The sequence below is a fragment of the Chromatiales bacterium genome (assembly GCA_024234935.1).
Lineage (GTDB): Bacteria > Pseudomonadota > Gammaproteobacteria > Steroidobacterales.
On the sequence record JACKNI010000005.1, the window covers coordinates 153,473 to 167,225 of the forward strand.

Genomic DNA, 13,753 nt, shown 5'->3' on the forward strand with positions numbered 1-13,753 from the left:
CCGAATGAAGCGATAGTGGCCCAAGGAATCAATATATAGCAGTGGCGTCATACGGCAGCTCCGGCATCGGTCGCCGCTGCGCACGGATTTAACAGCGCTGCTGAACTCCGGCATCATATGAACATCATGGAAACCCATCTCACCGGCATAACCACCACGGGCACACCGCATCTGGGCAACTATGCCGGCGCAATCCGGCCGGCAATTGCCGCCAGCCGGCGCAGCGATGTGCAATCTTTCTACTTCCTCGCCGACTATCACGCGCTGGTCAAAAACCAGGATCCCGAGGCGCTGCAGAAGTCCAGCCTGGAAGTGGCGGCGACCTGGCTGGCGCTCGGGCTCGATACCAGCAGGTCGGTTTTCTATCGCCAGTCGGATATCCCCGAAATTCCGGAACTCACCTGGCTGCTGACCACGATCACCGCCAAGGGACTGATGAATCGCGCCCACGCCTACAAGGCGGCGGTGCAGGCCAACCAGGAAGCCGGCGATGCGGACCCGGACAAGGGCATCACCATGGGGCTGTTCTCCTATCCGGTACTGATGGCCGCCGACATCCTGATGTTCAAGGCGCACCGGGTGCCGGTCGGCAGGGACCAGAAGCAGCATGTGGAGATGGCGCGCGACATCGGCCAGCGCTTCAACCATCTGTTCGGTGAGCATTTCGTGCTGCCCGAGGCGGTTATCGCGCCGAATACCGCGGTACTCAGCGGACTCGACGGCCGCAAGATGAGCAAGAGCTACAACAACACCATTCCGCTGTTCGTGCCGGCGAACCAGCTCAGAAAGCTGATCATGCGCATCAAGACCAACTCGCTGGAGCCCGGCCAGCCCAAGGAAACTGCGGGCTCAACCCTGTTCGAGATCTATCAGGCTTTCGCCACGCCGGAAGAGACCGCTGCGCTGGCCCGTCGTTATGCCGAGGGGGCCGGCTGGGGCGATCTCAAGAAAGAGCTGTTCGAGTATCTGGACGCCCATCTGGCTGAAGCGCGCGGCAACTATGAAAAGCTGATCGCTGATCCGGGGTATGTGGAACGTGTGTTGAAGGAAGGTGCCGAACGTGCGCGCAGCCTCTCGGTGCCGTTCATGAAGGAACTGCGCCACGCGGTAGGTCTGCGTCCGGTTGGTTAAAGCTGTCGTCGATACCAATGTGCTGCTGGCCCTTTGGCTGTTCCGGGATCCCGTCGTCGAGCCCCTGCACGCGGCGTTTGCGGCCGGCCAGCTGCAACCGGTCCGCTCTGCTGCGACAGATGCCGAGTTCGCCGAGGTCCTGGCCCGACCAGGGCTGTTCTCGGTAGAGCCGGAACGCCAGACCCGGCTGCTTGAGAACTGGCAGGCAACGGCATCACGGGTGGAAGCGATTCATGCCGCGCCCTGGGTGTGTCGCGACCCGCTGGATCAGAAGTTCCTGGATCTCGCTTTCTCGACACAGGCCGGCTGGCTGATCACCAGGGACCGCGATCTGCTCAAGCTGGCACGCAAGACCCGCCGTCAGGGGCTGTTGATCGTCACGCCGGAAAGCTGGGCGCGGCTCGCTGCCGATGCGCCACTCCGTGCGCAACCCGGACATTGAAGCGCCTGTGCGCTCATGGCACCTCGATCGCGCCGATATCGGCGGGTGAGTTCGAGGGTCGGGCGCGACCGAGCTGGTCGACGCGCAGTGGCGTGACGGTCAGTCGCGGCCGCGTGCTGATCGTCACGTTGATGCCCGGATTCTCGTTGAGGTGGCCGGTCGAGAAGAGCCCGCGCCATGCTGCATCCCCGAGCAACTCTGGCCCGAGGTCCGGAATCGATGCTGCGGCGAGCGCGATGTCGAGTCGGTGCCAGAACTCGATGTACGGATGGTTCTCGAGTTGCTGTGGCCAGGTCCGGGCCGGGCCAAAGAACCGGGTGGCGGCGAGTGTCTGGATCGGAGCGCCCGAGGTATCGGTGTAGGGCTGCACTCCAGGTGTCGCGGAATCCGAATCGACTGACTGCAGGAACGCTTCGAAATCGGCCTGGAAGGCGGCGGCGAAGCCGGGCAGCGTGTAGCGATTCTCCAGTCGGCTGAGCACGATCTCGAGGAAGTTGTCCTCGGCACCAGCCGTGACGGAGTATTCGCCGAGAGTTTCTTCGATCTGCCAGGCCGACGTCGGGACCTGCCAGAGAGCGTTGCCCTGCGGCGCGTAATGCAGCACCGCCAGCTCGCCCCGGTCGGTACCAACGGAAATGATCGTGTTCGATCGGGCGATCCCGCCAGTCATGTCGATGACGTCGGTCAAGGCGACACCGGCGGCGTCACCAGTCTGGGGGTAATGCTTGCGGCTCAGCGACGCCCAACCGGGCTCGCCGACCGGAACGAGGATTTGGCTGAAATCGAGTGCACCGATCCGGTTGTAGCCCGCACTGCGGAAGTAGAACAGCGACCCGGTGTAGATATCCTGCGCGTAGCGGCTCCCACCGACCTCCTGCACCGTGTTTCCCGCGACGATCGAGTCGCCGATGATCAGGTCCTCGGTGGCGTGCGCATTGCCGACTGTCGCTGCAATACCGCCCGCGAGATTGCGCCGGCCCAGGCTGTCCGTGCGGGGTACGCCACGGACTTCATTCTCGACGATCGTGCAGTTCTGGATCTCGAGGTAACCGTTCGACATGTAGACGCCGCCGCCGCGCCAGTAGCCCATCGCCAGAAGGAATCCGGGCAGTCCCGGTGCGGGCTCGGCGAGATTTCTCGCGATGGTGCTGTTGGTCAGCTCCAGACTGTTCTGGTTGCCGATGCTGCCGCCGTCCGAATACACGCCGGCTCCGTAGGTGAACAGGCCGCTGATGCGGTTGCCGCTGATCGTGGACTGGTCAATCGTCGATCTCGTCCCCGAGTGCCCGGCACCGCCGACGGAATAGACACCGCCGCCTGCGGCACCGCCGCCCAGCACCGAGTTGCCGCTGACAACACAACCCTGCATCTCCACGAGGTCCGCATAGACTGCACCGCCGAACGCGCCGCGATCCCGCGACGAGTCGAAATCACCGCGGACGTGGTTGTCGTAAAGCGTGCAATTCACGAGCCGTGCCGTGCCCCAGACGGCCAGCGCACCGCCGCGAGCCAGCGTCCATGGCTGGGGGTATGGAGACGTGACCGAGATCGCCTCCGCGACGCTACTGCCTCCGGTGACCGAGACGTTCGTGAGGGTGAGATTGCCGTCGACGGCCAGCACCCGTGCGCCGGGCTGGTCCCCTCCGGTCCACGCAATCGTTATGCCCCGCGGCAGACTCGAGGCATCGATGACTACATTCTTTCGCGCTTCGAGAGCCGATCGACCGTAATCCCGGTCGAAGTACCCGATCAGGTACGAGACGGGGCCGCTGGGCTCATTGCGGATGCCCATCACCTCGCCCTTCAGTATCGTGTGTTCATTGGCGACGATCGACAGCGCGATCGTGCCGCCATCGAGCGCTGCATCGAAGGTGATCGGCTGGCCCGGTGCGGCCAGCGCCAGTGCCGAGCGGAGCGTCGTCATGCCCGCCGGAGGCGTCGCAGAGTCGAGGAGGCTGGTGACGACGATCGGGGGCGCCGGGGATTCCGACGATCCGCCTCCGCCGCAGCCTCCGAGCAGCAGAAGGACGGCCAGTGCGGCGGCAGGGATCGTGGAATTTGTTGTCGTCAAGAGTGTGAATTTCCTAGCCCTTGCCGGGCAGAAATGCACCGGAGCGCTGCCGGTATTGCCCGTAGGCGGGGTCTGCGCCGTAGCGCTGCTGTTGCTGTTCATCGGCACCGAGACCCGCGTAGTACATCAGGATCACGATATAGGTCGGGCCGATCAGGCACGCGGCATATTCGAGCCAGTTCTGTGCCGAGCCGATGCACGCCACCATCAGTCCGATCTGAAAGACCATCTCGCCCAGATAATTGGGATGCCGGATGCGCCGGTAGAGCCCGTCGATGACAAAGCTGTCTGAATTGCGGGCCTTGCCGGCCTGCTTCTGCTGGTCGGCAACAGTTTCCAGCAACAGGCCGGCCAGCATGATCAGCGCACCGGCCACGATCCACGGTGTCAGCACGCCGCTTTCGGATACACGCCAGGCAGTCATTGCCGTGAAGGTCATCAGCCAGCTCACGGCGATCCACAGGTAGAGCCGCAGCGCCACCGGCAAAGTGGCGTCGGCTGTGTCACCGCGAACCTTGATCCGGCGATACGACGCGCCCCGGTAGCGCACGTGCACGAAGCGCCACAGGCGTGCGCCATAGATGGCAGCAAGCCCGGCAATCAATGCGGCAGCCAGAGAGGGCCTGAGCGCCAGTATGGCCAGGTGAACGATCAGCATGCTGAGCGCGTAGCCGTAGGAGAACAGGTAGGCAAAGTTGATGAACACCACGGCACAGCCCAGATGTGCGAGGCCGAGCATCAGCCAGTTGGTCATCGTCCAGCTGCCGTTTGCCAGAGACAGGCCAAAGATGGCCCACATCAACAGCAGCGTGATTGAAAAAATGATGCGCAGCGGGCCGTGCATGGGGTCTCTCCGGGATGGGTTCTGTCAGAGCCAGTCGGCGCGGCGCAGGCGGCGAAACAGCAGTGCGCAGGCCGTCAGCGTGATCCCGACGACCAGCGGATAACCCCAGCGTGCGTGGAGCTCCGGCATGACGTGGAAGTTCATGCCGTACATGCTGAATACCACCGTGGGGATGGCGAGGATGGCGCCCCAGCCGGCCAGCTGCTTCACGACTTCGTTCTGGCCGACGGTGACCAGTGCCAGGTTCACCTGGATGGCAGTGGTGAGCATTTCCCGCACCGTGTCGGTCATCTTGATGATCCGGCTCACATGGTCTTCGATATCGCGGAAATAGGGTCGCAGTTCCTTGCGCACCACGTCTTCGTGAAAACGGATCAGCTGGCTGCTGATGTCGTTGATCGGCAGGACGGCATTGCGCAACTTGATGAGTTCGCCCTTGAGCCGGTACAGGTCGGCGATGGCCTCACGGTCGAAGGACTTCTCGAAGATATCCAGTTCGAGTTCCTCGAAGCGTGCCTGCAGGCTTTCAGCGACCGGCTGGTAATTGTCCACCACGAAATCGATGATCGAGTAGAGCGCAAACCCCGGGCCGAGTGCGAGACGATTCGGGAAAGCCTCACACTTCTGGCGGACCGGCGCGTAGCTCACCGAGGCGCCATGCCGGATGGTGATGATGAAGTTACGGCCCACGAACAGATGCGTTTCGCCAAAGCGCACCTCGTGGTGGTCCAGCTGTGCGGTCTCGACGACGATGAACAGCGAGTCGGCATAGGCCTCGATCTTGGGTCGCTGATGCGCGTGCTGGGCATCTTCGATGGCGAGATCGTGCAGCGAGAACTCTTCCTGCACCTTGCGCAACAGCTGGTTGTCCGGTTCATGCACGCCGAGCCAGACGAGGGTGTGGGGCTCCTTGAGTACATCGCTGATGGCATCGATGGAGATGTCGCCGAGGCTTTTACCAGCGCGGTAAGCGATGCAGTTGACGATCATCGCGGCCTTTCCTTGTCGGGGCGGGGATGGGGTGAGTATCGCATAGGCCTTGCAATCCATTCAGCATGCTGCGCCAGCATCGCGTGGCCTGTTTCAGGGCTTCCCGGGCAGCGGCAATCCCCGGTATTTCAATCCGGCCCGCGTGTCCGGTATTGCGCAAACTGCGCCATTGCTTCGCGATTCGCCGGGCCAAGCGCCCCGCCTTCGCGCACTTGGCGGCGGCCTATGGTGCGCGCGATCGGCTGCTGGTTGATGGGATCGCTCATATCGGTTCGGATACTAAGCCAAATATCCCTGTCACTTCACGCGAACGGCCGCCAATATGGCTATTCCCGCATTTCTCGCAGTCGAGGATCCAGATGAATTCAGAGGTCGTACTCAGCACGGCATTTCTCCTCGGACTGGCTCATGCCATCGAGGTGGATCACATGATTGCCGTTACCGCTTTTGTCAGCACGCGTCCCGCGCTCCGCAATGCTGCCGGGTTTGGTCTTCGCTGGGGCCTGGGGCACTCGATCGCCGTGTTGGTCGCCGGAGGCATCCTCATCGCGACGGGACTCCGCTGGCCGGTCAGTTGCGATGCGCTGGGCGAGGCATTGGTCGGCGCGCTCCTCGTCGCGGTTGGTGTCTGGGTCATGCGTGGCGCTCGCAACCTGGATTTTCGCGCGTCGGCACACTCTTCGGACGGGCACGATCACCACGATCATGACCACGGCAAGCGCGGAATGACGATGGTCGGTCTCATGCACGGACTGGCTGGCACCAGTGCGGTGGTGGCGTTGGTGCCGGTCACGATGATGGAGCCCTGGGCGGTGGGGCTGGCTTACCTGCTGGCATTCGGCGCCGGTACCATCATCGCGATGACCGCATATGCGCTGCTGGCGGCGCTGGCGTTTCGCCGCGCATCTGCGGCTTCATCGAACTGGGCCCGGGCCATCAGCCGATTCGCAGGACTTGGCAGCATTTCGGTGGGCGCTTGGTGGATCTGGAAGGCGGTGGGGTGAAAGCTGGGACAGCAGCGTTTGCGACGCGAGTCTCTTCGTGGCCGTCTCACGCAAACGGCTGCAAATTCAGGCTCCGCTGTATCTTCTCGTAGACCGCCTCCGGCAGGCCGGCTTGCTCGGCAAACGATCGCCACTTCGATGCCGTGGCCTGCACCTCGGCAACGATGGTCGCTGCGCGACCCCGTTTCATCGACGCGGACCTGGCACAGGCATTGAAGTCGTCCATGGTGAACCGGTCCCGCTTGCCGTTCATCGTCATCTGGTGGCTGGCCGTCCATGCTCCCGAGGGATTGAAGCTGTAAGTCACGTCGAAGGCCGGCGCGAGCGACCACTCGCCTGATTTGTTCATCAGGAAAGCGATGTTCTTCACGTGGTCGTCCTGATTGCGGGCCACGATGTTGAAGGCCATGCGCCGGAACTGCTGTTCGATGGACTGCATGGGTAGCTGCAACTGGCGCATCACGAGCAGCGCCTGTTCGTAGCTGTAGGCGCCGGCCAGATTGAAATCATAGTGCGCCAATGCACAGAGCGACTGCATATGCAGTTTTTCCCCGCTGGCAAGGCGATCAAAACGGCGCGTCATGAAATGGCGCCGGCCATTCTCTTCAAACAGGCGGCACTCGCTGATGTCGATGCCGCACTCCCGCGCCATCAGGGCGTAGGCATACTCGATGATGCCGTAGCCTTGCGGGTCTTCCAGCTCCTTGTCCTTGTTGCCGCTGACACCGTCGAATTTCAGCAGCCAGTATTCGAAGCCCCTGGCGGCCTGCACCTGGCCTGACCGCACTTCGTTGGTTTTAGGGTTCCAGGCAATCACCGCCTTGGCTCTTGCACCACCGGCGGAGGTGCCCACGCGCAGAATGTCTCTCAGCGCATGCTCCTTCTCGGCGTCGGTAAAGGAAGCCTGCAGCTTGTTTCGATGAGTCAATACCTCTGACGCGAGCTCCACGAGCTTCCCGATCTCGATGGGATTCGTCTGTCGTGCCTTTGGGCCGATCGAGGGGGCAAATTCCAGCGCCCCCATGCCGCGTTCACCGGTATAGCAAAGTCGCTCCACCGCGTTGAACGATGCCGGCTGCCGGCCCTGCGAGGCCAGCCAGGCATCGATCAAGGCGTTGCCGAACCTGTCCGGCAGCGAGTCAGCCAGCAGGCCGGGGAGGCCCAGAAAGGTCTGTCGGGACAGCTCCGGGAAGCGATACACCTGTCGGGACAGCGGCATCGCAATCGGTGCGACCTGGATGCCGCTTTGCGCGAAGGCGGGGTCGTATTCAAATGCCGCGACTTCCTCGCCTTCCTGCAGCGCGACGGCGCCGATGGTTCGGCCCCACAGCCGGACTTCGCCAACCGTGCTCATGCATCCTTGTCCCAGCTCCAGGGCTTGTTCGCCGGCCTGGCAGCGCGTCGACCCGAGGCCCGCTGTCGCACCTTGCTCTTGCGCTTCAGGAGATCCATGGGCCGTGGGCCGGTTTCGGGAATCAGGCTGTCCAGACCGGGCAGGGCATCGAGCACCCGCAACACCCGGATCAGACTGGACAGTTGCGAGGAATAGCCGGCTTCCATGCGTTCGAGGGTGCGCTTGGCAATGCCGGCCTGCTCGGCCACGGCAGCCTGGGTCAGCTGCAGATCGATCCGGCGCGCGGCAATACGCTCGCCGATCTCGTGCAGCGCCGCATCATCTGTAAGCAAGCTGGATATTTTCAAAGTCGCCATATATTACGATATTAAGCCTTTAAATTACTATATATCGCTATATATTACGAGATATATTTTCATATTCGTACATGATAAGTCGTTATAACATGCGACTTATAAGTTTTCACGGGGTGTATTCGTATCTTGTTGCGAGTGGGCACGTGGCATGGGCCCCGGTCATCGCTTCTTCAGCAATGGAGCCAGATACTGTCCGGTGTATGAGCGCTTGTTGCGGGCCACGTCTTCCGGTGTGCCCTCGGCGATCAGTTTCCCGCCGCCATTGCCGCCTTCGGGCCCGAGGTCGATGATCCAGTCGGCGGTCTTGATGACATCGAGATTGTGTTCGATGACCACGATGGTATTGCCCTGGTCGCGCAATCTCTGCAGGACGCCGAGCAGCTGCGCGATGTCGTGAAAGTGCAGGCCGGTGGTCGGCTCGTCGAGGATGTAGAGCGTGTTGCCGGTCGCGCGCTTGGAGAGTTCCTTGGCGAGCTTCACCCGCTGCGCCTCGCCGCCGGACAGGGTGGTCGCGTTCTGGCCGAGGCGGATATAGGACAGCCCCACATCCAGCAGCGTCTGCAGCTTGGGCGCGATCATCGGCACGGCAGCGAAGAAGGGCTGGGCATCTTCGACGGTCATGTCGAGGATGTCGCTGATGGTCTTGCCCTTGTAACGGATCTCCAGCGTCTCGCGGTTGTAGCGCTTGCCCTTGCAGACATCGCAGGCCACGTAGACATCGGGCAGGAAGTGCATCTCCACCCGGATCACGCCGTCGCCCTGGCAGGCTTCACAGCGTCCGCCCTTGACGTTGAAGCTGAAGCGGCCGGCCTTGTAACCGCGTGAGCGCGCTTCCTGGGTGGCGGCGAACAGTTCGCGGATCGGCGTGAATACGCCGGTATAGGTGGCGGGGTTCGAGCGCGGGGTGCGGCCGATCGGGCTCTGGCTGATGTCGATCACCCGGTCCACTGCCTCGAGTCCGTCGATACCGTCGCAGGGCGCGTGCCGCGCTTCGCTGCTGCCGTTGAGTTGCTGGGCCGTGTAGAGCAGCAGGGTGTCATTGACCAGCGTGGACTTGCCGGATCCCGACACACCGGTCACGCAGGTGAATACGCCGAGCGGGATGCGTACGTCGATATTGTCCAGGTTGTTGCCACGCGCACCGCGGATGCCCAGCCAGTGCGCCGCATCCACCGGCTGGCGCCGTGCAGGCATAGGGATCTTTTTTTGTCCCGACAGGTACTGGCCGGTTATCGAGGCCGGATTGGCCATGATCTCTGCCGGCGTGCCCTGGGCGACGATCTGGCCGCCATGTACCCCGGCGCCAGGTCCGAGGTCGACCACGTAATCGCCGGCGGCGATCGCTTCTTCATCGTGCTCGACCACCAGCACCGTGTTGCCGAGGTCGCGCAGGTGCAGCAGCGTATCGAGCAGGCGCCGGTTGTCGCGCTGGTGCAGCCCGATCGACGGCTCATCGAGGATGTACATGACGCCAACGAGCCCCGAGCCGATCTGGCTCGCGAGCCGGATGCGCTGGCCTTCACCGCCCGACAGGGTTTCAGCGCTGCGGTCCAGTGACAGGTAGTCGAGACCGACGTCGGCCAGAAAGCGCAGGCGATTCTGGATTTCCTTGACCACCTTGGCGGCGATCTCGCCGCGCCAACCCTCGAGTTGCAGGTTCTGGAAGAACTCCAGCGCATGTGCCACCGACATCGTGGTCACCGCCGCGATCGACTTGTCGCTCACATAGACATGGCGCGCTGCCGTATTCAGGCGCGTGCCCGCGCACTCCGGACAGGGCTGGCTGCTGAGAAACCTGGCGAGTTCTTCGCGCACCATGCCGGAATCTGTTTCGCGATAGCGGCGTTCGAGATTGGGCAGAATGCCTTCGAAGGGGTGCTTGCGACGGATGCTGGCGCCGTTGCCGGTGGTGTAGCTGAACTGGATGCTTTCTTCGCCGCTGCCGTGGAGCAGGATTTCACGGATGCGTTCCGGCAATTCGCTGTAGGGCAACTCGCTGTCGAACTTGTAGTGCTTTGCCAGGCTCTGCAACATCGAAAAATACCAGGCATTGCGCCGGTCCCAGCCGCGGATTGCGCCGCCGGCCAGGCTCAGATCAGGATAGCGAACCACGCGTTCGGCATCGAAGAACTGCTTGACGCCCAGACCGTCGCAGCTCGGACAGGCGCCGGCCGGGTTGTTGAAGGAGAACAGCCGCGGCTCGAGTTCGGCAATGCTGAAGCTGCAGACCGGACAGGCGAAGCGGTCGGAGAACAGCATCTCGGCCGGCGCGTCCGCTGTGTCCGGATCCATCGGCGCTACGCGTACCACGCCATCAGCGAGCTTCAGCGCCGTCTCGAAGGACTCGGCAAGACGCTGCTTGACGTCCTCGCGCACCTTGAAGCGGTCGACGACGACTTCGATCGTATGTTTGCGACGCAGGTCGAGCTTCGGTGGGTCGTCGAGTTCGCAGAGCGCGCCATCGATGCGGGCGCGCACATAGCCCTGGGTACGCAGTTCCGCCAGCAGCTGCATGTGTTCGCCCTTGCGCGCCTGTACGACCGGGGCGAGCAGCATGAGGCGCGTCCCTTCGGGCAGGGCCAGCGCCTGGTCCACCATCTGGCTGACCGTCTGGGCCAGCAGGTCGCGGCCGTGGGTCGGGCAGCGCGGGGTGCCGGCGCGGGCAAACAGCAGCCGCAGGTAGTCATAGATCTCGGTGACCGTACCGACCGTGGAGCGCGGGTTGTGGGAGGCGGTCTTCTGCTCGATGGAGATGGCCGGCGACAGGCCCTCGATATGGTCCACGTCAGGCTTGTCCATCATCGACAGGAACTGACGGGCATAGGCCGACAGGGACTCCACGTAGCGGCGCTGGCCCTCGGCATAGATCGTGTCGAAAGCCAGCGAGGACTTTCCGGAGCCCGACAGGCCGGTAATGATGATCAGCCGGTCCCTGGGCAGGTCCAGGTCCAGATTGCGGAGATTGTGGGTCCGCGCGCCGCGGATGCTGATGTACTGCATTGCCAAGGGACAGGGCCGGTCGGGAGTGAACCGCTAACTATACGGGGCGGGGCGGGCGCAACCCAAACCGGCCCCCTGATTCGGCCGGCGTGCGGCTACCTTGCATTGCATAAGGATATGACCAGAAATCCGGATGGCTTTTGGGGTGGCCCTGCTTACAATGTGGCCATGGACGAATGCATGCCAGCCGGCGTGTATTCTTGGCTCCTCCGACGTTGGCAATAGCTGGAAACGATATGGCACGTGGCATCAACAAGGTGATCCTGATCGGCAACCTCGGCAAGGATCCGGAAACCCGCTATATGCCCAGTGGTTCGGCGGTCACCAATCTCCGCATTGCGACCTCCGAGAGTTTCAAGGACCGGGAGACCGGCGAGCAGCAGGAGCGTACCGAATGGCACAGCGTGGCCATGTTCGGCAAGCTGGCCGAGATCTCGGCGGAATACCTGAAAAAAGGCTCGCAGGTTTATATCGAAGGCCGCCTGCGTACGCGCAAGTGGCAGGACAAGGAACAAAAAGACCACTACAGCACCGAGATCATCGCCGACCAGATGCAGATGCTCGGTGGCCGCGGCGGCGGTGGCGGTATGGGCGGTGGATCCCAGGACGAGGGCGACAGTTTTGGCGGTGCTGAGTCGGGCTCGCGCCCGGCCCGAAAGCCCCAGGCGAAGGCCCCGGCTGCAACAGTCGACTCACCGGAGTTCGATGACGACATACCGTTCTAGAACCCCGGACGCCAAGCGGGCATGCCCCGCACGAATGCTGATCGGCGCACTTTAGGTGCGCCGATCTTTTTTCCAGACCCGGACAACGACATAACAACCTTACTCAGAGGAATAAGTGACCATGGGTGCGTTCAAGGAACCACACGGCGGCGAGCTCAAGCAGCTTTATCTTGGCGAAGCAGCGGCTGAAGCCGAGAAGAAGGCAGCACAGAAATACAAGTCCTGGGATCTCAGCGAACGGCAGCTCTGCGATCTGGAGCTGATCCTGAACGGCGCGTTCTCGCCCCTCGAAGGTTTCCTTGGCAAGGACGACTACGAGCATGTGTTGCGTGACATGCGCCTGAAGTCCGGAGTGATCTGGTCGATACCGATCAATCTCGATATCAGCAAGGCCTTTGCCGATACCATCAAGGTTGGCGAGTCCATCGCGCTGCGTGACCAGGAGGGCGTGCTGATCGCCACGCTGCAGATCCAGGACATCTGGACCCCGGACAAGGCCAAGGAAGCCTGGGCCGTCTATGGCACCGAGGATCAGAAGCATCCCGGCGTGGACTACATCATGAACACGGCCGGTCCCGTGTATGTGGGCGGCACGGTGCGCGGCGTCGAGCCGCCGACCCACTACGACTTCAAGCTCTGGCGCGACTCGCCGGCTGAACTGCGTGGCCGTTTCCGCAAGCTGGGCTGGCGCAAGGTCGTGGCCTTCCAGACGCGCAATCCGCTGCATCGTGCGCACCAGGAGCTTACCTTTCGTGCCGCGCGCGAGTGCGAGGCCAACCTGCTGATCCAGCCGGTCGTCGGCCTGACCAAGCCCGGTGACGTGGATCACTACACGCGAGTGCGTTGCTACGAGCATGTGCTCGAGCAATATCCGGAGCAGACCACGACCCTCTCGCTATTGAACCTGGCCATGCGCATGGCCGGTCCGCGTGAGGCGATCTGGCACGCCATAGTCCGCAAGAATTACGGCTGCACGCACTTCATCGTCGGCCGCGACCACGCCGGTCCCGGTAACGACTCGAAGGGCGAACCCTTCTACGGGCCCTACGATGCGCAGGAACTGATGGCGCAGTACGAGACTGAACTCGACATCACGATGGTGCCGTTCAAGGAGATGGTCTACATCGAAGACCGCGCCCAGTACGTCCCGGCTGATGAGGTCGGCAAGGATGAAAAGGTGCTGAACATCTCCGGTACCGAATTCCGCCGTCGCCTCAACGAGGGGCTCGACATTCCCGAGTGGTTCTCCTTCCCGAAGGTGGTCGAAGAACTGCGCAAGACCCACCCGGCCCGCCACAAGCAGGGCTTCACGATCTTCTTTACCGGCCTGTCGGGCTCCGGCAAGTCGGCCGTGGCCCGGGCGCTGCTCTCCAAGCTGCTCGAAAACGGCAGTCGTCGCGTGACGCTGCTCGACGGCGACCTGGTACGGAAGAACCTGTCGAGCGAGCTGGGCTTCTCCAAGGAGCACCGCGACCTCAACATCCTGCGCATCGGCTACGTGGCTTCGGAGATCACCAAGAACGGTGGTGTGGCCATCTGCGCGCCGATCGCGCCCTATACGGTGACGCGGCGCAAGGTGCGCCAGTCCGTCGAGCCGGTCGGTGGCTTCGTCGAGGTGTATGTGTCCACGCCGATCGAAGTCTGCGAACAGCGTGACCGCAAGGGCCTCTATGCCAAGGCGCGCGCCGGAATTCTCAAGGAATTCACTGGTATTTCAGACCCTTACGAGGTGCCCGAGAATCCGGAAGTGGTGATCGACACGCAGGGTATCAGCCCTGACCAGGCCGCCCACCGGATCCTGGTGAAACTGGAGAGTATGGGCTTCATCCGCTAGGT

At 62.7% G+C, this 13,753-nt stretch carries 11 protein-coding genes; 5 read left to right on the plus strand and 6 right to left on the minus strand.

What is annotated here, in order from left to right:
• The first annotated feature begins 126 nt into the window (after positions 1–126).
• Positions 127–1,131, plus strand: coding sequence for a tryptophan--tRNA ligase (gene trpS / locus H6979_11535; GenBank protein MCP5140473.1), 1,005 nt, complete (start codon positions 127–129; stop codon positions 1,129–1,131).
• The gene (locus H6979_11540) at positions 1,124–1,573 is read left to right on the plus strand and encodes a putative toxin-antitoxin system toxin component, PIN family (protein ID MCP5140474.1); all 450 of its coding nucleotides are present in this window, start codon (positions 1,124–1,126) and stop codon (positions 1,571–1,573) included. The genes trpS and H6979_11540 overlap by 8 nt, the downstream gene beginning before the upstream one ends.
• Before the next feature lie 13 nt (positions 1,574–1,586).
• On the opposite strand, the gene H6979_11545 is transcribed toward H6979_11540, so the two are convergent.
• From H6979_11545 to H6979_11555, 3 genes are read right to left on the minus strand one after another with little or no spacing between them, the layout of a single operon-like run.
• Entirely contained in the window at positions 1,587–3,644 is a 2,058-nt protein-coding gene (locus H6979_11545; GenBank protein ID MCP5140475.1) for a hypothetical protein, read from the minus strand.
• 13 nt (positions 3,645–3,657) lie between these two features.
• Positions 3,658–4,488, minus strand: coding sequence for a DUF1295 domain-containing protein (locus tag H6979_11550; protein ID MCP5140476.1), 831 nt, complete (start codon positions 4,486–4,488; stop codon positions 3,658–3,660).
• Between the two features lie 24 nt (positions 4,489–4,512).
• Positions 4,513–5,478: a magnesium and cobalt transport protein CorA gene (locus H6979_11555; protein MCP5140477.1), complete on the minus strand. Its 966-nt coding sequence runs from the start codon at positions 5,476–5,478 to the stop codon at positions 4,513–4,515.
• 359 nt (positions 5,479–5,837) lie between these two features.
• On the opposite strand from H6979_11555, the gene H6979_11560 reads away from it, so the two are divergent.
• On the plus strand, positions 5,838–6,482 hold the full coding sequence (locus H6979_11560; GenBank protein ID MCP5140478.1) for a hypothetical protein: 645 nt from the start codon (positions 5,838–5,840) through the stop codon (positions 6,480–6,482).
• Positions 6,483–6,528: 46 nt separating this feature from the next.
• On the opposite strand, the gene H6979_11565 is transcribed toward H6979_11560, so the two are convergent.
• The 3 genes from H6979_11565 to uvrA form a co-directional block, all read right to left on the minus strand.
• Positions 6,529–7,836: a type II toxin-antitoxin system HipA family toxin gene (locus H6979_11565; GenBank protein ID MCP5140479.1), complete on the minus strand. Its 1,308-nt coding sequence runs from the start codon at positions 7,834–7,836 to the stop codon at positions 6,529–6,531.
• Positions 7,833–8,183, minus strand: coding sequence for a helix-turn-helix domain-containing protein (locus tag H6979_11570; GenBank protein ID MCP5140480.1), 351 nt, complete (start codon positions 8,181–8,183; stop codon positions 7,833–7,835). Before H6979_11570 ends, H6979_11565 begins: the two co-directional genes overlap by 4 nt.
• A gap of 168 nt (positions 8,184–8,351) precedes the next feature.
• A complete protein-coding gene (gene uvrA, locus H6979_11575) occupies positions 8,352–11,192 on the minus strand; it encodes an excinuclease ABC subunit UvrA (GenBank protein MCP5140481.1) in 2,841 nt (946 codons plus the stop codon).
• 236 nt (positions 11,193–11,428) lie between these two features.
• Between uvrA and ssb the strand changes: the two genes are divergently transcribed.
• Positions 11,429–11,917 (plus strand): single-stranded DNA-binding protein, encoded by a 489-nt coding sequence (gene ssb / locus H6979_11580; GenBank protein ID MCP5140482.1) that lies wholly within the window; start codon positions 11,429–11,431, stop codon positions 11,915–11,917.
• A gap of 121 nt (positions 11,918–12,038) precedes the next feature.
• Positions 12,039–13,751: a bifunctional sulfate adenylyltransferase/adenylylsulfate kinase gene (locus H6979_11585; protein MCP5140483.1), complete on the plus strand. Its 1,713-nt coding sequence runs from the start codon at positions 12,039–12,041 to the stop codon at positions 13,749–13,751.
• Positions 13,752–13,753: the final 2 nt, after the last annotated feature.